This is a genomic window from Lysinibacillus sp. NPDC093692 (assembly GCF_050280125.1).
GTDB lineage: Bacteria > Bacillota > Bacilli > Bacillales_A > Planococcaceae > Lysinibacillus.
Map to the genome: position 1 here is coordinate 19,403 of NZ_JBNNUW010000018.1, position 23,649 is coordinate 43,051.

The following is a 23,649-nucleotide window of genomic DNA, read 5'->3' on the forward strand; positions in this document are numbered from 1 at the left end:
CTTGCAGATTCTGGAATTTGCTATAAAGTTTGTGAATGTTTTTCACCGTCAATGGTTTCGTAAAATAATACCCCTTTATCATCAACGAACAAGTTTAAAACCTCTTCCTCTAATAACACTTCTTCTGAACCATCGTTTATAAATATTTTCGTTAAAAAGCCGGCATTATCATAATCACTGCAATAAATAGCATCTTCAAAAGCCGCCAAGTAGTAGCAGGCTGTTTCTGTAACTTGCCTATTTTGCTTTGTTGCTAAGTCATAGACGTATACCATGTCATCGTCCAAGCTATTATAATAAATAACATTTCCAATAGTATCTGCGTACCACATATCATGCATGAAATCGTACGTGTTGCTTGTAGCAGCAAAATAGTTTTCATTTGCCCATATATGGTCTTCACTTAGTTTCTCGTCATTCACTAAAAAATATGCGTAGGAAATAGCATAAGGTTCACTAGGAGTGATATCATTCCAAGTCGTATCAATATGATACCAATCACCATTAACACTGACTAAATTCCATGCGTGAAGCTGATTATCGCTATAACCATATACATATTTAGCATCAAGACCTGCAGCTAAAAATAAACGATAGGCTAATAGTGTATAAGCTTGGCAAACACCAGTTTCTTTACTAATTAATTCATAAACCGCTTGCCCTTGTGAATCACCTTTTTCAGTATAAGTGGCTAGTTGTACGACAAAGTCATTAACGGCTTTAGCGCGATGAAAATCATCCATGTCATCTGTAATAAACTTCTTAGCAAAGTCCTGAACATAAGCATCAACTTTCTTTTCCTTCTTGGCATCTGTTATATATGTAAAGTCAAACTCAACCTCGTAACCATTATCTACTTCCCAAGCTTCCCAGTTGTAATCTTGGATATAGCCTGTTGTATAAGGATTAACAAAATTAAGTATGTTATAAAGATCATTAATTTGTTCTTCGAATGTATCCCAATCTAATTTTCCTTTATATATAACTGTAAAGTTTGGGTCGAACGATGAAATATGTTTTTCAATTTTTTTTGAAAACTGCAGCATAGCAGGATCTTCCTTGAATAATGTTGTTGAAAAAAGGTCTTCAGCAGAATACTCGGCTGATGGGGCTTTATTAGCAAGCTCCTTTGGGTCCATAGAGCTTTCTTCTTCTTCTTCTTCTGATTCAAGTTCATCTTGTAATAGTACTTCGGCGACCTTGATAGCAGCTGAACAAGCGCTAAGCGTGCTTAATAGAATAAGTAAAAAAATCAGCAATATACTCTTTTTCATAATTCCTCCCATTATAATTATATTTTTGGGTCATGACTAAAACGTAGATTGATTTCCGTTCCGACTGGGGGCGTCGGATGAACCGCTTGGGGTAACAAATGTTTTCTGTGAAAAAGTGTAGTGTTAACGTAGCGGCAGCGACACGAGGTTGGTCACAAAAGCATTATCACAGGACGTGATGCTTTTATACTGCTGACCTCCAAGGAGTTACCCAGTTTCACATTAACTACCTTAAATAATGGATATATTCCTAGATTTTAGAGATGACTTCTATTTTAACTATTATAGGGTAAGATGGTGAGAGTGTGGTGTGCTATATTTTAGTAAAACTAGCCGATATAGGGCGAAAAATGGCAATTATTAATCTCGGTTTGTCAAGAGAACCTTTTTTTGTTATAATGTGATATGTTGTGATGTTCGAAGTTCGGGAGGTGCAGTGTATGCATACAGTAGTATTAGTTTCATTAGTTATCGTTTCAATAGCGTTGATCGTTGTAGTATTACTTCAATCTAGTAAAAGTGCAGGCTTGTCAGGTGCCATCTCGGGTGGAGCTGAACAACTATTCGGAAAGCAAAAAGCACGCGGTATGGATCTAATCCTTCACCGTACAACAATTGTGTTAGCAATATTATTCTTTGTTTTAGCAATTGCTATTACAAAAATCTAATAGTTGAAGATATTTCGCCTAACCTTACTGGTTGGGCGTTTTCTTTTATAGTTCAAATTTTTTGAACGTCGATACATTGTTTGTTAGGACTGTAAAGTGAATACTCGCGCGGAGTAGGGCGAATACCCGCGGAAGCAAGGTGAATACCCGCGAAAGCAAAGCAAATACCCAAGGAAGCAGGGTAAATACCCTCGAAGCAACGCAATACCCGCGGAAGCGAAGCGAATACCCGCGGAAGCAGGGCAAATACCCGCGAAAGCAAAGAAAATCCTCGGGAATCACGAAATCCACCGCACGTTTGCCGAGGATTCCCATATAGCAACTTGAAGAAACAGACCCCAAAACTTTTGAGGAAGCTTCAGTATGGCTATAATAAGAATAAGTATGTATTTGGATGAAGGAGAGCTCGACATGAAAAAATCGTTATCACAGCCTTTTTTCTTTCAAGCAGGACATCGAGCAGTTTTATTATTGCATGGGTTTACGGGAAGCTCGGCGGATGTGCGCATGCTTGGTAGATTTTTAGAGAAAAAAGGGTATACTACATTAGCACCTCATTATAAAGGTCACGGTGTGGAACCTGAGGAACTTATTACAACAGGTCCTGCTGATTGGTGGCAGGATGTCGTAGCCGCGTACAAACAGTTACAGGAAGCGGGCTATCAGGAAATTGCGGTTGCTGGCTTGTCATTGGGTGGTGTCATGGCTTTGAACGTTGCGCTGAATAACCCAGTGAAAGGGTTAGTGACTATGTGTGCTCCGATGACGATGCGTACAACGGATGTCATGTTTGAAGGTGTCCTGAAATATGCGAGGGACTACAAAAAGTTCCAAGGTAAAGATGAGGCGCAAATCGAAGCTGAGGTTGCGTTAATTGCTGAAAAGGGCATGCCATCTTTACAAGAGTTGCGAGAGTTTATTGCTCAGACACGTCAGGAAATTGACATGATTTATGCACCAATTTTTGTCGTGCAAGCGACAAACGATGAGGTAATTGAGACAGAATCTGCCAACATTATATATAATCAAACTGAGTCACTTGAAAAACAGATCAAGTGGTATGAAAACTCAAAACATGTTATTACGTTAGATCAAGAAAAAGATCAGTTACATGAAGATATTTATTGCTTTTTAGAAAGCTTAAATTGGGCACAATAAAACATATAAGGATTTTCTCATGAAGGAGGGAAATTATGAAAGACCAAAAAGATACACTACAAAGTCGTTTACTCGATTTTTTCGGTGGAGAAGAATATAAGCCATTAACAGTTGGCGAAATCGAGGATTTATTCGGCTTTGAGGATGCTGACGAATTTAAAGAATTAGTAAAAACGTTAGTACGTATGGAGGGGCAGGGCTTAGTTGTACGTTCTCGCTCCAATCGTTATGGCCTGCCAGAGCGTATGAATTTACTTCGAGGTAAATTTATCGGACATGCGAAAGGCTTTGGCTTTGTGGCACCTGATATTGAGGGAATGGACGATGTTTTCATTCCACCACATGAAATAAATGGTGCGATTAATGGCGATACGGTGTTAATCCGTGTGTTAAAGGAATCATTCGGTGATCGCCGTGAAGGAACTATAACAAAGGTAGTGGAACGTGGGCAAACGAGCTTTGTTGGAACGTTCCAAGCAAATCGAGGCTTCGGCTTTGTTGTGTTAGATGATAAAAAACTACCGATGGACATTTTCATTGCTAAAGGCGATACATTAGGGGCTGTTGACGGACACAAGGTTGTCGTTGAGGTAGCTACTTGGCCAGAGGATTTAAAATCAGCAACAGGCTATATTACGAAAATTTTAGGCCACAAAAATGACCCAGGTGTGGATATTCTATCTATTTTATATAAGCACGACATTCCACCTGAATTCCCAGAAGAAGTAGTTGCTGCTGCGCAACGCGTGCCAGATGAAATTACAGAGGCAGATTTAGAAGGTCGCCGTGATTTACGCCACGAAACGATTGTGACAATCGATGGAGCGGATGCGAAGGACTTGGATGATGCTGTAACCGTAACGAAAAATGTAGATGGTACTTATAAACTTGGCGTACATATTGCAGATGTTAGTTATTATGTAACACAAGGCTCTGTAATAGATGTTGAAGCTTATGATCGTGCGACAAGTGTATATTTAACAGACCGCGTTATCCCAATGATTCCACACCGATTATCGAATGGAATCTGTTCATTAAATCCACAAGTTGACCGTCTAGTACTATCTTGTGAAATGATTATTGATGGAAATGGTAATGTAGTATCACATGAAATATTCCAAAGTGTCATTAAAACAACTGAGCGTATGACGTATAAGGACGTTTATAAAATTTTAGAGGAGCAAGACGCAGAGCTAATTGCCCGCTATGAGCCACTAGTGCCAATGTTTAAACATATGGCAGAGCTGTCTAACATTTTACGTAATAAACGTCAAACGCGTGGTGCCATTGATTTTGACTTTAAAGAATCAAAAGTGATCGTGGACGAAGATGGCTGGCCAGTAGATATTGAATTACGTGAACGTACTGTCGCAGAGAAATTAATTGAAGATTTCATGCTAGCAGCTAATGAAACGGTAGCGGAGCATTTCCATTGGATGAATATACCGTTCCTTTACCGTATTCACGAAGATCCAAAGCCAGAAAAGCTACAACGCTTCTTTGAATTTGTTACGAACTTCGGTATTTTAATCAAAGGTACAGGAAACACAATTCATCCGAAAGCTTTACAAGATGTATTAAAAGCTATCGAAGGTATGCCAGAGGAGCCTGTTATTTCAACGATGCTACTACGCTCGATGCAACAGGCAAAATATTATCCTGAAAGCTTAGGCCACTTTGGTTTATCAACTGATTTTTATACACACTTTACGTCACCGATTCGACGTTATCCGGACTTAATTGTCCATCGTTTAATTCGAACGTATTTAATTAATAAAGATACATCGAAAGAAACAGTGGCACAGTGGAGTATGGCAATGGATGAAATTGCGGATCATACGTCAGAACGTGAACGTCGTGCTGTTGATGCAGAACGTGATACAGACGCACTGAAAAAAGCACAATACATGTCCGATAAAATTGGAGAAGAGTTTGAAGGAATCGTTTCGTCGATTACAAACTTCGGGATTTTCGTGGAGCTTCCTAACACGATTGAAGGACTTGTCCATATTAGCAATATGACAGATGACTACTATCGTTTTGACGACCGTCAAATGATTATGATCGGTGAGCGTACAAATCGTCAATTCCGTATTGGTGATGAAGTTACAGTCCGTGTAGCAAATGTTATTATTGAGGAGTCATCTGTTGACTTTGAAATCGTCGGAATGGTAACGTCGTTTGGACGAACACGAAAAGCAGCACCTACTGTCATTCACGCACGTAAAAACTATAGCGACAACAAAGGTGGTCGTAATAGCCGCAGAGGTGGTCGCGAAGAAGAAAGAGGCGGACGTGGCAGCCGCAGTGGTCGCAACGAAGAAGAAAGAGGCGGACGTGGCAGCCGCGGTGGTCGCAACGAAGAAGAAAGAGGTGGACGTGGTAGCCGCAGTGGTCGTAACGAAGAAGGCCGAGGCGGACAAGGAGAGCGACGTGAAAACGACCGTGATCCACGAGGACGCCGCAAAGATGGCTCAAACTCAAGCCCAGGCCCTAAAAAAGGCGTGAAGCAAAAGCAAAAGTTCTACGAGGGCGTCGCCAAGAAAAACAAAAAGAAAAAAACAAAACGTAAATAAGTAAAAGTATAGGTGAAGGCACCATTAGCGCTTTAATGCAATTTGGAGCGGGTGCTTTCACTTTATCAATAACAGCAGGTTAACCCTGCTCAACCTTTAAGTAGAGGTGAACATTATGGCAAAAGGTACTGGGAAAGTATTAGCGCAAAACAAAAAAGCCGGGCACGATTACTTCATTGAAGAAACAATCGAAGCGGGCATGGTGCTAACAGGCACAGAAATTAAATCCATCCGTGCAGGAAGGGTTCAACTAAAAGAATCCTATGTACAAATCCGTAGCGGTGAAGCTTGGATCAACAATATGCATGTCAGCTCATTCGAACAAGGCAACCGCTTTAACCACGACCCACTGCGCGCCCGCAAATTACTGCTTCATAAAAAGCAAATCGGCGAGCTAGTCGGTGCCGTAAAACGTGACGGTTACACAATTGTCCCGTTAAAGATGTACATTAAAGATGGCTATGCCAAACTATTAATCGGGGTCGGCAAAGGTAAAAAAGATTACGACAAACGTAACGACATGCGCAAAAAAGAAGCGAAACGCGATATGGAACGCGCCTTCAAATCTAAAAATCAATAATCATAGATTGTTAGAGAGCTCACTATATTTACATAGTGAGCTTTTTGTATTTGGCCAGATAGAATTCTAAGAGAGGTTCTAAAAGATATCCAGTTAAAAATATAATAAAGAACTACCGCATACAATAGGAGGGAATCCGCATTCTTACAATAGGACGGAAATTTATGTTTATGAACATAGAGCACATATATTTTGCCGAGGAACGTAACGATGCCAGCGAAAGAAAAAAGCTAGTTTGCTACCACCAAACAAAGCGACCAGCACAATCGCTCCAAACCCAAAAGACAATGCAAATCATGCTACAACAAGATGAAGAAATCCTATTAGCGAATCTCTCAAAAATGAATCGCTATATGCTTCGCCGTGCCAAAAAAGAGCCTTACGAAGTCATCAAAAAAGAAAATCCATCTGATCAAGAGCTAGTAGAATTCCAACAATTTTACAACGCCTTCGCCAAAATAAAAAACACTAATCGCGTTCGAAAATTTCACATGCAAACGTTAAAGCTACTGCGCGAAAAAGGCGCACTCGTCTATACAAAGCTTCAAAACGACAAAGGTGAAGCACTATGCTATCGACTGTACATTGCCGACGAAGATATCGTTTATAATTTATATACAGGAACGGCTGTCTGGATCAAAGATAGACCAGATCTAAAGCAACAAATCCGCTTCGCCAATCGCTATTTACTATGGGAAAATATTATGATGTTCCGCAGCAAAGGATACACACATTATGATTTCGGCGCAGTAACAAACAAGGACGAAATTAATGAGTTCAAGCTCGGCTTTGGCGCACAAGAGGTAGAAGTCTATTACGGCTATCTTACAGAATCTAAATTAGGAAAGCTCATTTTACGATTAAGAGACTTAAAATTTAAGATGATGAAATAAGAAAATCATTGTGGTCTAGCCAATTATTTCTACTATGCGGGACACTTGAACTATAGATAGATTTGCTTTATAATAAGTATTACTGAATGCCAGATTACATGGAAGCGTACTTTTAGCTCCCACCGTACTAGAAGAAATTCTAGCTCCTTTGCTTGAACGAAGCTACGTGCTTCGATTCATATTCAAGGGGACGTTACGGATTCGACAGGGATGGTTCAAGCTTTGGTCGCGCGTCGGAGGTCTCGGCTCCGTCATCAACGGAAGTTATATAATAACTGGCAAACAACAAAACTTAGCTTTCGCAGCGTAAGCTCTTAAGCGCTCTGCCTCTCTATCGCCCATGTAGAGAACGTAGGGCCCAACTTTAGTGGGATACGGTCGATGGTGCCACCTGAGTCACCGACAAGAGATTTCCAGGTTAGCGTACAGGACGCCTGTTTGTCGGCATAATGCTACGTGAATCGTAAATAGGCAAACTACACGCGTAGAAGCTGAAGTATTGGAGTTTCTGGACGCGGGTTCGACTCCCGCCGTCTCCATAATACGAGTTCATTGAGTTTCAATGAACGTCAAAACCCTTGTATATCAAGGGTTTTTTATTTTGCTTATGTCATACGATTTCATTGAATTTCAAATAAACCTTGGTCATTTTCTTGGTCAAAATGAGTGACCATGTTATCCGTTTATGAGGTAATTAGTAAATTTATCTACTGTGCTAGATTTTGTTTGTTTTGTTACGTGAGTGTATACGTCAAGGGTAGTTTGTACATCTTTATGTCCTAAGCGATATTGTACTTCTTTAATCGATGCTCCTGCTTCAAATAGTAGGGAGCAGTGTGTATGACGAAAACCGTGTGCAGTAAGTGGCTCTAAATTGTAATTATCTAATACTTTCTTTAGCCAATTATGGGTTTTACTTGGTTCTGGTATCTCGTTATTTTTATATGTTGGGAATACAAAATGTTTTTGAGTCATTTTATTACCCCCTAGTTGGAGAATTTCTTTAGATTGTTGTTTTCTCCACTCCTGTAACAGTTCAATTGTTTTGGCTTCCATTGTAATTATACGTGGCAAGTCATTCTTAACTGGTCCAATATAAAGTCCATCTTCACCGCGAGCTACTGCTTTATAAATATTAATCTCGCGAGTTTTAAAATTTATATCTTTCCAAGTAAGAGCAAAAGCCTCACCTTTACGCATACCAGAGTATGCCAGAAGATGGAAGAAGGCGTATTGTTTCAGATTTCCTTCTTCCTTGAAACATTCGAGTAATTCGAGTAACTGTTCACGAGTATAGAATTTTTCCTTCTCTTTCTTTAAGAAATCTTTCTTTTTAGAAATAGGCATCTCAACCGCATCAAAGGGGTTTGTTTGAATATAGCCGCGCTTAATTGCAAAGGTTAGCACCTTGGCAGCATAAGATTTGACCATCTTAAATCCCTTTAATTTTTTTGACCATTGATTAACTAGTTCTTGGCAAGTCGAAATGTCGATTTTATCAATTCGATAGTTACTCATCAGAGGTAAGATGTGGTTTTTGAAAATTCGTACAGTTTTTTAAAAAGTGCTATCTTGTACAGAACCTCCATACGGACCAATCCACATATCATATAAGTCTTGATATGTTTCGACAGCTTTTTTTCTATAGGTACCATTATTGATTTCCGCCTTTAAAGCAGCAAGAGCAACCTTTGCTTCTCTTTGTGTTTTAAATCCACGACGTGTTGTATGAAGTTCTTTTCCTGTTAACTGGTTAACGCCGGCATATAATTTGAACATGTAACGTGTATCTCCATTTGTTAATGTGTACTCTTTGATTGTTTTAGATTTTGTCATTTTCATCTCTCCATTTTCTGGCTTTACGGAGGCAAGAGATAGGAGATTGTCTGCTAGTTAAAATAGCATTAACTGTATCTTACAACATGCAGTTATTGATAATCTACTTTTGAACCTCGTCGCTTTCTGATGATATTTTGCTTGATATTAATAACTATTGTTATTGAGGAAATTATCAATTTCGGTTTTTGATACACGCTTTACGCCGTCAATTTCACTTATTTTTAACCCTTTTATTCGGAATTTCATAAAAGTGTTATAAGAAACACCTGCATAATTTGCTCCTTCCTTTAAGCTCATCCACTCTTTTTGTGTATTTTGAATTTGGATGTCTTGAACAATCTGTTTTAATGTGGAATTAATTAAAGTTTGTAAATCATTATCGAATTCAGTAGGTAGGTCTAGTGTTAATGGCAATGTAATCCGCTCCTTTAAATGTTAGTTTCCGAGTTAGTTGTGAGTAATTGACATCAGTGTACAATAAATTTTGATGTTAAAAATGAAAAACATGTCGTACACCTTCACAAGCCCGTATCATTAAAGGTTTTGAAGTTTTTGATAAGTATTTTTTTCCTGCTAATAAGTATTAAAATATAAAAAAGACCCTTATCGTTATGATAAAAGGTCTTAATTGGTTTATTTTTTTACTCCTTCAAATTGAACTGTATCAAAAAATATCAGTGGACTAACGTCGTATGCTATTGATAATCTTTTTACAATCTCAATACTTGGCATTTTGTTAGTCACCTCAACGTAATGATAATATGTGGCACGAACACCACTAGCGTTTTCCATTTCTTTTAAAGTCCAATTTCTTGTTGTTCGCAATTCTAAAAATAGTTCCCCAATTTTCTTCATTAAGAGTCCCGCCTTTCAAATTACTTTTGTAAAGCTCCAAGTTTAAGTTAGAACTTTGTATTGTATGCGGGTTCGTAAAATATATAATAGATTTTTATATGTTTGCTTCTAAACAATTTCCTTCATTTATCATTTAAATAAGTCATTCAACAAATTAGGTAGATAGGAAGTTTTTTTGCTCATCGGAATTGTAATGGGATTAATATTTTTTTCATTGAATAACTTGATTCGTTTAACCCAAGTAGCTTCGGACATACTTTTTGTGTAGATTGTATTTTTGGGAGTGTCTAGTGTTCCATGAGAGACAGTTCTCATAAAATCTTTTAGACTGTCTTTAAGCACTTTCGAAATATCAGTTTTGTTAACTAGTTTTTCTGCAAGATTAAAACTGTAAAAATCTCCAGTTGGAAAAATTTTAAGTAAATATTCCCGCATATAGTATTCAAATTTGGCTTGTTTAAAAAAGTTGTAAAGACATTTTTTCTCTGAATTTTTTTTGATTTGATAATATATATGGGAATTCTTTATACGCGTTTCGAAGCGGAGGACATCTTTTTCCCAGCACTCCGGTTCTCTATTTTTAGCTTCACATTCTTCATTTTTACTATATAAAACTGTTTCGATACTTTTACAAGAATGATAGATTGATGTTTTGTATGTATCTCTCCCAGTTCTTTTCAAACGACTATATTTTCCTCTTGTCTTGTGATACAGATATAAATATAACGTTCTATCCAAAGGGTTCGGTACTGTAACATCATAACGGTAATCTATGCGAACCAAATTGTGATTATCATATAAATCCTCATCTCCATATACAATAGCAAGAGAGCGTTTTATTGCTGCTTTGATACGATAATAATCATTTTCGACAATTAACCCAGTTTGCAAGATGACTGTGGCATCGATAAAAATACTACATCTGGGTATTCTGTCGTCTTTCGCACAGTACTGTCTGGCTTTTATGCCAAAGATATTATTTTGTAACATAATTTTGTTAAATGTTAATTTGCCATGTAAGTGTGTTTTTTGTGCGACGTGATAATCAGATAATGTGATAAGTAATTGTGCTGTGTGTATCATTATTATTCCTCCACTATTTGTAGTGTGTAATCTCCATATTCTTTAGTCATGTCAATGGTTTGAAAGAAAAACTTTAAAAGATTTAGACCAATATTTATTTTCTATAAAAAGCATTGCTATCAAACGAATCCATGCAGTATTAGTTTTGAAGAATTATCTTTGAGAATCATATACAACTGGTTGAAGAATAATTCCGGTTTATATGTCGAACACCAAAACTAGGAGTTAAAGGTTAAATAAATTAAAGAGCGTTGTTGAACTTTAATTTCAGTAACGCTCTTGTCTCTGGTGTTTGTTTTGATTTACGGTATTGGAAGATTGGATGAATTTTTTAGAGGGTGATGAGGGCTATTTTACATTTCAATTTGGGGTTGAAGAATACTGTGATATAAGTCGCCTAACACTTGTAAAGTGGAATTAATACAATGGGTTGATTATTGGGAATATAGCTTAGTAGCTGAAGCGGCATTAATCTTACTAGGACCAATGAAGATAGAAATGTAAGTTATGCTATATTAGGTGATGGCTTAGAATTGTACTATGATTTATGCGAATGCTGTAATTAGGAAAAAACAACATTATTAAAATATTATATTGGTTAACATTGGGAGTCGTTTTGACTCTCAGTGTTTTTTTATTTAAAATTATCTTTTTCTTAGACTGTTATGTTACAAAGAGGGGTATATTAGCATTCAGAAACGTTGCTATTAATGGGTTTCTAGAAAATTTGTTGAAAGTGAAATTTAAGTATATTGGTGGTTTAAGGTTGAATAATGTAATCCTGAAATTATCAAATGATATAAAGAACCTATATAAGTTATATATAAGTTATATATATATCCTAAATATATCCTAATTAACTTATATATAAGTTTTTAATACATGTTAGAGGTACTCCAAATCAAATATATTTTTCTAAAATGTTTGGAACCATACAATTACCGATATCTTTCATGAGGTTTAAAACAATGAAAATATTGTATTGAAAATTATTTTCTGAATCGTTACTTATTACCTAAGTTAATGCGTTTAATATATTCAACAAATGAAGTTAGATATTATTCTTGTTCTTGTAAAGTTCCTAACGAAGAATATAATCGAGATACTAAACAGTTGTAATATTTGTTGCATATAATTTACATACTCAAATCTTCCACGACTAAATCTCTGTTTAAAGTTAAAACTGTATATCTTTAGACCAATTGATACTAAATCGCTAGCAATATATATTTCATTTTGAGGAGGAACTATTATGAATAATATTTCGCTGGAAGACTTAAAATCATCTATCAATGACATTGAAAAAAAGCAGCAAGATACATGGGAACAGGTTTGTGCAGTTTTTAAACCTATGAAACCGCCATTTCAAATATCACATGTGGATACAATGTTTTTGTACGCTATTATACAAAACAATATCTTTGGGTTTGAAAATAACAACGAAGAAGTATTAGTCAGTTTTGATGATTTAGATTTACAAGTTAAGTTGCAAGAATACGATATTAATCTTACGACGAGTGAGATTGTTGATAAGGTTAAATATCTGCATAGAGAAGGAGGCTACTTTTTTGTAGATAAAAAGATACTACGATGTAGTAATATAATGGATTTTGTTCGAACGGAACTAATGTTTGTTAATGGGTATTATACTGAAGCAGAGGCTAAATATTACTTAGATAGAGGGGTTAAAGAAGTAGTAAGAATTAGTATAAGGTTTACACAACTATTCTCAAAGATTATTAAAAACTCTATTAAATCAAAGGATAATTAACGATACAATGACAGAATTAATTGGTGATACTTTGAAAAGTTCGCTCAAATTTGCAATATCCTTCAAAAAGGAGTGTGGTTTTATACATCTTCGTTTCAAAAGTTTGGATTTTCCAAGCCTTTCGTTGAAAATGTTAAATGAGAGCATAGGCATTATGGGCAAGGGTATGTAAGGGTAATATTTTACGAGAATAGATATCTGATTATTCAAACAAATAGGTTTAGCGGCTTGAAAGGTATTAAAGTGAAAAAAGTTAGCGAAAGAAGATGTTTAGATGAATTACTTTGAGATTGGAATAGAAATGACTGAAGAAAGTCTTTCTTATTATAAAAAAATAATTGAAACGGAGGACTTAGAACTAATAAATGAAAAATATCTACAAGTAACTGTAAATTGTTTATACGACGCTATAGAAGCGTTTAACAAACATATATTGACTAATTATAATACGTTACTCACTTTAAAAGACTTATCTGATACTGATGTATTAAAAAATGTAAAATTAGATGGAAGTATTTCACATCATATTTTGTATCAAAACAGTCGAAAAATTGATTATACAGAATCACTGAAACGTGTTCAACATCTTTTCAAAATTAGTCGTTATACTTTTATAGTGCTTAATAATTTCTATCAAGGAAAGATATATTTGGTTAACAATAGACGTGCAGATGTAATATCTGTAGTTAAAATACTAGATTCCATTAACCAAGCATTTATTTATATTAATGAAATATTAATGAATTTAGATGGATATGAAGATGATGTATATGATTCGGGCTATGTTGAGGCGATGATTACAAGTATAAATAACATTATTAAATTAGGTAAGTCGTTGTCGTACCAGTATTGGTTTTGTTTTTATGGAGATACATTTGAAACGGTTTATGAAATATTAAATAAATGGGAAAAAGAAATTTTACCAGATTCCAAAAAGATAAAAGTTAGTAAACAAAAGCTTGAATATAATAATCCAGTAGTTTATACCGTAACGAATACTTCTAATGTAAAAGAGAGCTGTGAAGTATATTTCGGTATGATACCTATGTTAGAGGTAAGTGTATTTGCACTCAACGATATGCAGGGTCCAATTTTTGCTTTAATTAACCATCGGCAAAGAGATAAGGGAAAAGTAATCTTCGAATACTGTCTCTTTGCATCACCAATTGAACAAAGTGAATTATATGGAGAAGAGTTAGGTGAATTGAATTTAGAAGGAAAACAATATGAAAAAGTTATTTTGAAAGAAACTCAAATAACTAAATTGTTTAGCTATTTATTTGAATTGTAAAATATCTTTCCTATTAACAACTATAGAAGAAATTCGATGGGAGAATATGAATTTAAAAGGGAGGGTTTATATTTGAATATTAAAGAGTATCGAGCATTGGATTTACAGTCACAAATCGAGGTTGCTAATGCTAGAATGCTTGAGTTGAAAGCTGAAGGTAAAACTACAAAGGATTTTAAAAATGGTGAGTATAATGTTTCTCATCAGTTCGTGCAAAGTATTTTAAAAGAACAGGGTTATTTGTACGATGTAAAAATAAAGCAGTTTGTTCCAGAAGACAAAATTTTTCACAGTAATCTAATAATCGGAAGTAGAAAACAAAAAACAATAGAATCTAATTTGGAAGATGAATTGACAACTACAACAACAGAACCAATTAATGACACAAATACAATGCCGAATGATGTAGATTGGGATTTATTAAAACTCATGTTGGTAGATTATAAACAATTGCAAGAGGATGAGCATAAATCTTTTGAGCCGTTGTTACAACAAGTGATTGGTCAAGATGCTAAAGCGACGAGTTTCAAGCTTCGCTCGAAAGTTCTCGATGATTGGACTCAATACGTTAAGGATTGGGGCTATGTAACGTCGATTGATTTAACTTCTGCTGCTTTGTTGCATTTTATGCAGCAGTTTCCGTTGCCTAAAAAATGAAATCTTTATTTATTATTAGAGCGATTATTAAATAATCTTGAGTTAGATTCTATGATATAGAAAGCATTTCAAACTGCTAAAGATTATATCAAGGAGGATAGTAACGATGAGTTTTATAATATTATTCGTAGACAATATCCTAAATCGACTCCATCTCAAGATTTTACTTTAATAATAATACAAATAAAGGAGCATTGTTGGACTTATTAGGTTCAGTAGTGCTCCTTTTAGACGTACTTGAGCAACAAGTAGGATGTAATAATTGGGAAAATGCATTAGTTAAATCTGTATTAGAATCTGATGAGTTTTGGAATAGTCCAATTTAATTAATATAGTACATAAAACCTTCGTTTAGTAGATAAATTAAAGATAGAGCATAAATTAACGTTTATGCTCTATTTTTTTGTGGAATTTGTCTATAAACTCGTCTATTATTAAAAGTATATAAAACATATAAGTTTATAGAAATGGGGGTTTAATTTTGAGTAGAATTATTGGTTATTGTCGTGTAAGTACTGAAGAACAGAATTTAGATATGCAGGAACGAGCAATTCAAAATTATGCAGACCAAAAAGAATTAGAGCTTGTTTTATATGTAGAGAAAGTGTCGAGCCGTAAGAATGAGCGAACGGAATTAATCAATGCAATGAAAGCAGCAACAAAAGGTGACTTGTTCGTTGTATATAAGCTAGACCGTTTAGCACGAAGTACAAAAGAATTGTATGAGCTAACAGACCGACTAAAAGAAAAGGAAGTAGATTTTGTATCGGTATATGATTCATTTGATACTTCAACACCTACTGGAAAAGCTATGTTTGGAATGCTAGCTGTATTTGCTGAGTTTGAGCGTGATATTATCCAACAAAGAACAAAGGCAGGTTTAGAAGCTGCTCGTAAGCGCGGTAGAGTTGGAGGCAGACCTGCAATTGATGATAAGGTAAAAAAGCATGTAAGAGCGTTGTTTGTAGCAGGAGAAAGTGCTACAGATATTGCAAAAGAATACGGAATAGGGAGAGCAACAGTTTATAAAATTATTAATGAAGCGCAGGTGTGAAAATAGTTTTTACTATTCATAAATATTGAAGGGGCAAATTTCAATTTGTTAAAAATTATGTTTAAAATAAAATCAAATATTGTATTTTATATTTTATATTCAAAAAAATAGCGTTTCTCATTTTATATAGAGAAACGCTTAAGGAAATCAAATAACTTGTAGTCAAACCAATGTGCAGAGAGTATTTGTATCAATTTTTGTGGATGGATGAGGAATACCATGCCATGACTCACTATAACCTCTATCTAATTTGAAATTAGTAATTTTATCAGCTAAGTCAGCCTCATCATCTACACCAAAAATAGATTTTACTTCGTTAAAATGACTTTTTGATTTAAGCTTTGTTAAGAAGCGAATTGGCTTATCTATTGATAAATAGAAATAAGAGATTGGGAACCAAGAGTAGTAGTTATCAAATTTAGAATTAATTTTAGAAACATAATAAAGAATTAAATCAGTTTCGAAAAGCTCGTTACCATACTTTTTATGTTTGAAGTTATTGATTAAGTCGGCATGTAAGCTTAATCGTTTTGCTTTTGCTCCAACTCTTTCTAATGATTCCAAATAGAATCTGAAATGAACGAAGCTTGCAGACCTTTGGCTAGAGGTACGAAATTCTAAATGGAAATCTGAATTAATAATTTCAGAAATAATGTGATATTTTTTTGTTTTGAATAAAATCGTCATAACATATAAAAAGGATTCCATTATAAAAAATTTGAAATGGTCATGTTGGGACTCATAGAATCTTCCATTTCCTCGGAACTCACTGAATTTGAAAATTTCCTCAAAGAATTCAATGATAGTATCACTATCGATAGAGTTTGTCATGACTAATAGTTCAATTGCATCTACAAAATCATTCCTTAAAGGAATCATTAACTGGATTTTTTCGACTATTAAATTATCTAATCCTTCTGGATTATCAATATTTAATTGAAAAGTATCTAGTGTATCAAAGAGGCTTTCCTTAAATTCTCCCCATAAAAACTGCATTTTGTGAGGGAATTTCTCGCTGGCTACTCGCATTTTATTTAAGATAGGGGTAGTCAAGTATCTAGGTGCATGCTCCTCTAATAGAAAGCTTGGTGTTTTCCCTAAAGTTGGTTTCCTATACATAGGTTTATTGTAAATGCTTCGTAATAATCTTTCATAATTATCTTCAAATGCTTCTGTTGAAGATAAATCGATATATAATCTAGAGGCAATGTAATTAGGAATAAAATGTGCACCACTTATATCTCTTTCAGCAATAATGGGAATGAATTTTTCTTGTTGTACATCAGTATAAATATTTGGTGTAATTATCTGTGACTCGACACCAACGCCACCTTGACGATTATCTGCCTTTTCTTTATAACCTCTATCACATATTATTAATACTTTATCAATTGCATCATCATCATGAACCATAGTTTCCATAAATCTATGTATATCATGCCCTTCCCTAAGGTCCCATTTATCTAAAATTACTTGTACACCATCTGAAATCAATCGAGTGGCTAATTCAAGTACCCATTCCTCATGTTCAGGTGTTGTCCAACTGTACGATATAAAAGTCTTTGGAGCAACTAATTCATTTGTGCTCAAGATACATACCTCCAATTAATTTAACTAAAATTCTTTCTTCTTTATACTATTATACAATATAAACAGAATTATCCAAAATTGAAATACTCTATTTCACCATTTAAAACAAAGGTACCATGGGTAATATTTTAAGGGTGGCTACTACTCAAAAACTCTATATAATGAATGAGGATACTTTTCGTTGAAATTGTTTATTTGATGTAACAGTACAGAGGAAATAAGTTAAAATTAAGTTGGATATTTTAATGAAATGCAAGATTAAAATTATATATTATGCTTACTGTTTTATTGAGAAATCGTATTTTTGTACAAATCTAAAGAATACCCCAAAAATATCTGAGAAATTGTGCTATGATAAAGTTCTTGTATTTCTAATTATTGGGATTTTATAGGACTCTTAGATGTGTGTTGGGTATATTATGGAATATATTAATGGAATAAGGTGGAGAAATAAATTATGCCTACACTAGAGTGGATTGGAAAAGAAAAAGTGGTAAATCATCATTTGGATGTGCCATATCGTGTGTTAGAACACAAATATAGTTATGATGAAAACGGGCAACACACTGAAGATAATAATAGTGAGAATATGATTATTAATGGAGACAATCTTGCTGCGTTGAAATCGCTGTTACCCCAATATGAAGGTCGTATTAAATGCATTTATATTGACCCACCGTACAATACAGGTAATGAAGGCTGGATATATAATGATAATGTAAATGACCCTCGAATCAAAAAATGGCTTGGTGAGGTAGTTGGAAAAGATGGTGAAGATTTATCACGTCATGACAAATGGCTATCTATGATGTATCCGCGTCTTAAATTATTACAACGTTTACTTACTGAAGATGGCTGCCTAATACTAAGTATTAGTTATCATGAGTTACACAATTTAATTGGAATATGTAAAGAAATTTTTGCAACTCGACAAATAGTTACTGTAACTGTACAGACATCTGGTGGAAAACCATCAGGAGGGTTTAACTATGTTCATGAGTATTTGATTTTTGTGGTGCCAAAAGATTTTAAAGCGAATTCTATAGATTTTTGGGGTGGAAAGAGACGTTCACCATTTGAAGGCTTAACACTGAGCACATTTGATAAGACACAACGTCCTAACCAAACATATCCAATTTTCGTTGATACTGAAACAGGCTTGTTTGTAGGTACAGGTAAATCTCTTCAAGAACAAATAGAAGATGGTTCGTATTTAGGAGATAAAGCCGATTTTCCGTATGATTATTCGGTTGCACCTGAAGGTACTGTGGCTGTATATCCTATTACTACAAAAGGGAAGCATTGTGTTTGGCGTCAAATACCACAGAGACTGAAAAGCGATTGGGAAAAAGGTTATATCAAGATAAGTTTAAATAAATCAGCTAACAGCCCTAATAAATACAGTGTCCAATATTTACCTAGTGGAGTTATTAAGAAAATTAATTCAGGAGAATTACAGGTAATAGGACATGAAGACAATGCGCCAACTTTACGTTTTGGAAATAATCAAACTGTAGGGGGGCAAATACCAACGATTTGGAGTGAAAAATCGTTTTATACAGTAAATGGAACAAAAATGCTGGAAACAATCTTTCCGGAAGTAGCTAAAGTTTTTGACTATCCTAAACCTCTCGATTTAATTTCTAGTGTTATCCAGGCTGTAACTTCGGATGGGGATATAATTCTGGATTCCTTCGCTGGGTCTGGTACAACAGCACATGCAGTATTAAGTATGAATAAAATTAATGAAGGTAACAGAAAATTCATTCTAATAGAAATGATGGATTATGCAAGTAGTATTACGGCTGAACGTGTGAAACGCGTTATTACTGGATATGGGACGGAAGAAGACTCTATAGAAGGAACTGGTGGCGGATTCAGTTACTACGAATTGGGGGAGCCTTTACTTGAGGGAGAAAACCTTAATAATAAAGTTGAATTAGAAAAAATTCGTGAATATGTATATTTTACTGAAACAAAATGTAAGTTGAACTCTCTTAAAATAGATGAACCATATTACTTAGGTACGCATATTAATACAGCTTACTACTTATGCTACGAAAAAGTGCATACAATTACATTGAATCGAGAGTTACTTCACTTAGTAAAAACTAAAGCCGATAGCTATGTTATTTATGCGGATTTATGTACATTAAGTGATGTGGAATTAGATAAATATAACATAACGTTTAAGAAAATACCTCGAGATATTTCAAGATTATAGGAGGATGACAAATGGAACTAAAGAATTATCAGAAAAAAGTTATAAATAATCTTTATTCTTACCTAAATTGTGTTAATGATAGCAGTAATATTATAACTGCTTGGTCTGATTATTGGCAGGCACAAGATGTTAATGTTGGTTTTGGTGGAGTTCCAGTATATAACAACGACATTTCTGGAGTCCCACATATTTGTATGAAAGTTCCCACTGGTGGTGGTAAAACTTTTTTGGCTTGTGCTTCAATAAAACGTATATTTGATAGAATGCCATCTGATAAGTCTCATTTTGTTGTATGGCTAGTTCCGTCTGATGCTATTTTGGTTCAAACAATTCAAACATTGTCGGATGTTAATCATCCATATCGTAAAAGACTAGATGCAGACTTTGCTGGACGTGTCGGTGTATATACGAAAGAGATGTTGCTTAATGGAGAAAATTTTTCTCCAGATACAGTGCGTGAGATGTTAACAATATGCGTTTTAAGTTATGGTTCTTTACGAATAAATAGTACCAAAAAAGATGTTCGTAAGGTTTATCAAGAAAATGGAAACCTATTACGATTTGCAGAGTACTTTATAGATAATGAGGTTTTACTAGCTGATACGCCTGATACCGCATTGATTCAAGTGATTAGACATCTTTCTCCGGTAACGATTGTTGACGAAAGTCACAATGCTGGGTCCAATTTAAGTATAGAAATGTTGGGTAATCTGAATCCGTCGTTAATTTTAGATTTAACTGCTACCCCAAGAAGGAGTAGTAACATTATTTCTTATGTGGATGCTCGAGAACTTAAGCAAGAAAATATGGTTAAATTACCAGTCGTAGTATATAACCGTACATCTCGTCAAAGTGTAATTCAAGATGCAATTCAACTTCGTGGAAGTATTGAACAACAAGCAATTGAAGAAGAAAAAGAGAGTGGGAAATATATACGACCTATCGTATTATTTCAAGCGCAACCAAAAATAAGTGAGGATAGTGAGACCTTCGATAAAATTAAATCCTTACTAATAGAAATGGGAATTCCTGAGGAGCAGATTGCTATTAAGACATCTACAATAGATGAAATAGGTGATATAGACTTAATGCGCAAGGACTGTCCTATTCGATATATAATCACGGTAAACGCATTAAAAGAGGGATGGGATTGTCCGTTTGCATATATTTTGGCTTCACTAGCTAATAAAACTTCAGCTGTTGATGTAGAACAGATATTAGGTCGTATACTACGTCTACCTTATGTAACTAAACATAATTCACCATTGCTAAATACTTCTTATGTACTTACTTGTTCAAATGATTTTCACAAAACTTTAGAAAATATTGTAGTGGGTTTAAATAATGCTGGTTTTAGTAGAAAGGATTTTCGAGTTGGAGAATTATCTGAAGCGGAAACTACTTCTAGTACATCGCAAATTGAATTAGATGAAGATGTACATGAAATAAAGGAGGAAGTAATAGGTAATGAAGCAATAGAAGTACATAAGGAAGTAATCGATAATAAAGAAATAGAAGTAAGTGAAGAAACAGTAAATAATGAAGAAGAGAGTAATGATAACTTTGATGATATCGACTCTAGTGAAGTATATGTTACTGTACAAGGTAATGCTGATAATCGTGATAGTACACTTTCAGAAATGATACGAGATGCCACAATCCAATCAGTAGGTTATAACTCTGAGATAATAGAAAACAATAATTCTGAATTTACTGGAGGGGAACTTGGGAGAATGTTAAACCAGTTTACAATTCAATCACAATTTTCAGAAGATGTAAATAAAATTAAGGTGCCACAGTTCTTCCTTCGAACTGAAGCGGATTTGTTCGGTGAGGAATATAGCCTATTAGAACCGGAAAACTTATCTGATGGTTTTACATTAAGCGGTCAAGATGCAAATATTAGTTTTGAACTAGCAATCGGGGAAATGTATCAAATAGATGTACAAGAACAAGGAGAAGCAGTTCCGAAATATAAACGTGCTTCAAGAAGTGAGAGCGAATTTTTTAGAGAACATCTTGCCAAATTGCCCGCGGAAATGAAGATTAAACAATGTACTGATATGATTAGCAAACAAATAAATAAAAACAATCGATATGCTACTTCAGAAATTAGTGATTACGTCCGCCGAATCATATCTAATATGAAAGATGATGAGTTAGCAGCGATGGAAACTGCAATTCCTGTATATGCACGTAAAATACTTCAAAAAATTGAGGTTTTGGAAAGTAAATATCGAGAAAGTCAGTTTTATAGATGGTTAGATAGTGGAAAAATAGTTTGTAGAGAGTCATATAAATTTCCAACCATTATTACACCTGCAGTGATTATAGATTCTATTCCAAACTCTTTATACGAGGCGGAAAAAAATGATTTAAATAATTTTGAAAGAAAACTTATTGATATAATCGTGGGTATAGACAATATAACTTGGTGGCATAGAATAATTGAAAGAAAAGGCATCCGAATTAATGGGTGTATTAATCATTATCCGGATTTTATAGTCAGAACCAAGTCAGGTAAAATTATTCTTGTTGAAGCCAAAGGTGATTATCTAGATGGTGATGACAGTAAAACAAAGCTTAAATTAGGAAGGAAATGGGCGGCAGAGTCTGGAACCTCATACCGATATTTCATGGTATTTAAAGATAAAGAATTAGGTTTAGATGGGGCATATACATTAGATAATTTCGTAGAAGTTATGAAGGCACTGTAAGAGTCGATTTTAATTTAAAAAAATAATAATTGAGAGCAGCAGAAATATTGATTTCGCTGCTCTATTATTTATCTTGTCAAGATGAAATATTTTTATCTAATTAAGGGGGATACTATGAGAAGGTATTTCGGTTGGAAGGGATTAAGTTTAATAATAAAACTAGAAAGTATAAATGATTTGGAAGTGTTACTTCATAATACAAACGATATGTGCAAACAACAATATGAAACCTTAGTTAAACTTGCAGAGGAAATTGAGGATGAAGAAGCAAAACAACAGTTCTATGATTTTTCTAGTGATAATTTTATTCTTTATGAAGATACTCTACCTAGAATCAATAAATACAGTATTTTGATTAACTTATGGACACATTTAGAGTATAGTGTTTTCCAATTGGCGAACGAAGCAATTAGTGAATTAAGACTTAATGCTGTGAATGTCCGTGGTCAAGGGTTTAATGATTATTTAAATTTCCTTAGAGATAATGTTGAAAAAAACCTAGTTAGTTCAGAAAAAGAAGAAGAAATAGAGATTCTAAGGGTAATACGTAACCGAATTGTACACAGTAATGGTTTTGTTGATAGAGAAAATAAAGCGAAACAACAGGTTGATGCAATTAAGTATGTTGAATCTAATGAATTATTAAGTTTTTCAGAAGATGATAGAATAATTATGTCTAATTACTTTGTTGAAGAATGTTTAGATTTAGCAAGTGAAATTATAGAAGAAATACATAATGAAATTTATAAGTCAGGCGAGTAAAATTCACATTTTATATGAAGGAGAGAGTGTTATGGAGTTTACTTTTGCTGAGTTCCAATCGCAAAAAGAAAAAAAGGGGAATGTTTTATCTACAGTTAAAAAAATTTCAGGTGTCTTGTCTGATATACCAATAGTGGGTAACACACTCAAAACAAGTACAGATTTAGTAACAGATACTTTAGAGAGTAGAAGTGAGTTTGCAAAAGCATTTGGTGATGGAAAGAAAGATAGTACATATTTTGTATTAAATTCAAATGACTATTACGGAGAACTATTTGAAAAAGTGTTTAAAATTCTTGAGATTAAGGAAATTGGAGAGAACTTTGATTTTAAGATTGATGAACTTAAAGTTTCTATTGAAGAATGGTTCAATGATGATTTTGAATTGATAGAAGAAGTTTTAACTATTATTTTCTTAGATGATTTCTTTGTAAACGACAGAACTAATCAAGAAACTTATGGGACAGTTTATATTTCGTTTCAAGAAAGATTTAAACAAATCAACTTTGAGGATGGTAATGTATATAGCGCATTTGAAACGTTAGCACTTGGGGCGAATCATCATCAAGCCAAAAGGGATTACTGTAAGTTGGCAGAACTTATCTGTCACTTTCTTGGTAATAGCAAGTTATTAAGATAAGTGGATACCGCCATATT

General features: G+C 34.4%; 21 protein-coding genes and 1 other RNA gene. 15 read left to right on the forward strand and 7 right to left on the reverse strand.

The window, feature by feature from the left end; translation table 11 throughout:
* Positions 1 to 20: 20 nt before the first annotated feature.
* Entirely contained in the window at positions 21 to 1,274 is a 1,254-nt protein-coding gene (locus tag ACQKN4_RS17685; RefSeq protein WP_427484354.1) for a transglutaminase domain-containing protein, read from the reverse strand.
* Between the two features lie 440 nt (positions 1,275 to 1,714).
* Here ACQKN4_RS17685 and secG point away from each other — a divergent pair, with 440 nt between their 5' ends.
* The 6 genes from secG to ssrA all read left to right on the forward strand — a co-directional run bounded on the left by secG (position 1,715) and on the right by ssrA (position 7,691).
* Positions 1,715 to 1,942: a preprotein translocase subunit SecG gene (secG, locus tag ACQKN4_RS17690; protein WP_079561395.1), complete on the forward strand. Its 228-nt coding sequence runs from the start codon at positions 1,715 to 1,717 to the stop codon at positions 1,940 to 1,942.
* 411 nt (positions 1,943 to 2,353) lie between these two features.
* Positions 2,354 to 3,100, forward strand: a complete 747-nt coding sequence (locus ACQKN4_RS17695) for an alpha/beta hydrolase (RefSeq protein WP_427484355.1) — start codon at positions 2,354 to 2,356, stop codon at positions 3,098 to 3,100.
* Between the two features lie 35 nt (positions 3,101 to 3,135).
* Positions 3,136 to 5,676 carry a ribonuclease R gene (rnr, locus tag ACQKN4_RS17700; RefSeq protein ID WP_079561396.1) on the forward strand — a complete coding sequence of 847 codons (2,541 nt, stop codon included), beginning with the start codon at positions 3,136 to 3,138 and terminating at the stop codon, positions 5,674 to 5,676.
* 115 nt (positions 5,677 to 5,791) lie between these two features.
* Positions 5,792 to 6,256 carry an SsrA-binding protein SmpB gene (smpB, locus tag ACQKN4_RS17705; protein WP_079561397.1) on the forward strand — a complete coding sequence of 155 codons (465 nt, stop codon included), beginning with the start codon at positions 5,792 to 5,794 and terminating at the stop codon, positions 6,254 to 6,256.
* Positions 6,257 to 6,420: 164 nt separating this feature from the next.
* On the forward strand, positions 6,421 to 7,149 hold the full coding sequence (locus tag ACQKN4_RS17710) for a hypothetical protein (RefSeq protein WP_427484356.1): 729 nt from the start codon (positions 6,421 to 6,423) through the stop codon (positions 7,147 to 7,149).
* A 186-nt stretch (positions 7,150 to 7,335) separates the two neighbouring features.
* Positions 7,336 to 7,691, forward strand: a transfer-messenger RNA (tmRNA) gene (gene ssrA, locus ACQKN4_RS17715).
* A 133-nt stretch (positions 7,692 to 7,824) separates the two neighbouring features.
* Here the strand turns inward: ssrA and ACQKN4_RS17720 are convergent.
* The 5 genes from ACQKN4_RS17720 to ACQKN4_RS17740 form a co-directional block, all read right to left on the reverse strand.
* Entirely contained in the window at positions 7,825 to 8,694 is an 870-nt protein-coding gene (locus tag ACQKN4_RS17720; RefSeq protein ID WP_427484402.1) for a tyrosine-type recombinase/integrase, read from the reverse strand.
* Positions 8,695 to 8,706: 12 nt separating this feature from the next.
* Positions 8,707 to 8,985 (reverse strand): Arm DNA-binding domain-containing protein, encoded by a 279-nt coding sequence (locus ACQKN4_RS17725; RefSeq protein WP_427484357.1) that lies wholly within the window; start codon positions 8,983 to 8,985, stop codon positions 8,707 to 8,709.
* 147 nt (positions 8,986 to 9,132) lie between these two features.
* Positions 9,133 to 9,402 (reverse strand): DNA-binding protein, encoded by a 270-nt coding sequence (locus tag ACQKN4_RS17730; protein WP_427484358.1) that lies wholly within the window; start codon positions 9,400 to 9,402, stop codon positions 9,133 to 9,135.
* A 219-nt stretch (positions 9,403 to 9,621) separates the two neighbouring features.
* Complete coding sequence (locus tag ACQKN4_RS17735) at positions 9,622 to 9,843, reverse strand: helix-turn-helix domain-containing protein (RefSeq protein WP_427484359.1); 222 nt, start codon at positions 9,841 to 9,843, stop codon at positions 9,622 to 9,624.
* 129 nt (positions 9,844 to 9,972) lie between these two features.
* Positions 9,973 to 10,926, reverse strand: coding sequence for a phage/plasmid replication domain-containing protein (locus ACQKN4_RS17740; protein WP_427484360.1), 954 nt, complete (start codon positions 10,924 to 10,926; stop codon positions 9,973 to 9,975).
* Positions 10,927 to 12,178: 1,252 nt separating this feature from the next.
* Here ACQKN4_RS17740 and ACQKN4_RS17745 point away from each other — a divergent pair.
* The 5 genes from ACQKN4_RS17745 (at position 12,179) to ACQKN4_RS17765 (ending at position 15,699) form a co-directional block, all read left to right on the forward strand.
* Positions 12,179 to 12,697 (forward strand): hypothetical protein, encoded by a 519-nt coding sequence (locus tag ACQKN4_RS17745; protein WP_427484361.1) that lies wholly within the window; start codon positions 12,179 to 12,181, stop codon positions 12,695 to 12,697.
* 274 nt (positions 12,698 to 12,971) lie between these two features.
* Positions 12,972 to 13,988 (forward strand): hypothetical protein, encoded by a 1,017-nt coding sequence (locus ACQKN4_RS17750; protein WP_427484362.1) that lies wholly within the window; start codon positions 12,972 to 12,974, stop codon positions 13,986 to 13,988.
* Between the two features lie 72 nt (positions 13,989 to 14,060).
* Complete coding sequence (locus ACQKN4_RS17755) at positions 14,061 to 14,645, forward strand: hypothetical protein (RefSeq protein ID WP_427484363.1); 585 nt, start codon at positions 14,061 to 14,063, stop codon at positions 14,643 to 14,645.
* Between the two features lie 197 nt (positions 14,646 to 14,842).
* Positions 14,843 to 14,971 (forward strand): hypothetical protein, encoded by a 129-nt coding sequence (locus ACQKN4_RS17760; protein ID WP_427484364.1) that lies wholly within the window; start codon positions 14,843 to 14,845, stop codon positions 14,969 to 14,971.
* Positions 14,972 to 15,126: 155 nt separating this feature from the next.
* On the forward strand, positions 15,127 to 15,699 hold the full coding sequence (locus ACQKN4_RS17765; protein WP_427484365.1) for a recombinase family protein: 573 nt from the start codon (positions 15,127 to 15,129) through the stop codon (positions 15,697 to 15,699).
* A 162-nt stretch (positions 15,700 to 15,861) separates the two neighbouring features.
* Here ACQKN4_RS17765 and ACQKN4_RS17770 read toward each other — a convergent pair whose 3' ends face one another.
* The gene (locus tag ACQKN4_RS17770) at positions 15,862 to 17,289 is read right to left on the reverse strand and encodes an SEFIR domain-containing protein (RefSeq protein ID WP_427484366.1); all 1,428 of its coding nucleotides are present in this window, start codon (positions 17,287 to 17,289) and stop codon (positions 15,862 to 15,864) included.
* Positions 17,290 to 17,746: 457 nt separating this feature from the next.
* On the opposite strand from ACQKN4_RS17770, the gene ACQKN4_RS17775 reads away from it, so the two are divergent.
* From ACQKN4_RS17775 to ACQKN4_RS17790, 4 genes are all read left to right on the forward strand, one after another.
* The gene (locus ACQKN4_RS17775) at positions 17,747 to 19,513 is read left to right on the forward strand and encodes a site-specific DNA-methyltransferase (RefSeq protein ID WP_427484367.1); all 1,767 of its coding nucleotides are present in this window, start codon (positions 17,747 to 17,749) and stop codon (positions 19,511 to 19,513) included.
* 11 nt (positions 19,514 to 19,524) lie between these two features.
* Entirely contained in the window at positions 19,525 to 22,230 is a 2,706-nt protein-coding gene (locus ACQKN4_RS17780; RefSeq protein WP_427484368.1) for a DEAD/DEAH box helicase family protein, read from the forward strand.
* Positions 22,231 to 22,344: 114 nt separating this feature from the next.
* Complete coding sequence (locus ACQKN4_RS17785) at positions 22,345 to 22,992, forward strand: hypothetical protein (RefSeq protein ID WP_427484369.1); 648 nt, start codon at positions 22,345 to 22,347, stop codon at positions 22,990 to 22,992.
* Positions 22,967 to 23,632, forward strand: coding sequence for a hypothetical protein (locus tag ACQKN4_RS17790; RefSeq protein ID WP_427484370.1), 666 nt, complete (start codon positions 22,967 to 22,969; stop codon positions 23,630 to 23,632). The genes ACQKN4_RS17785 and ACQKN4_RS17790 overlap by 26 nt, the downstream gene beginning before the upstream one ends.
* The last annotated feature ends 17 nt before the right edge of the window (positions 23,633 to 23,649 follow it).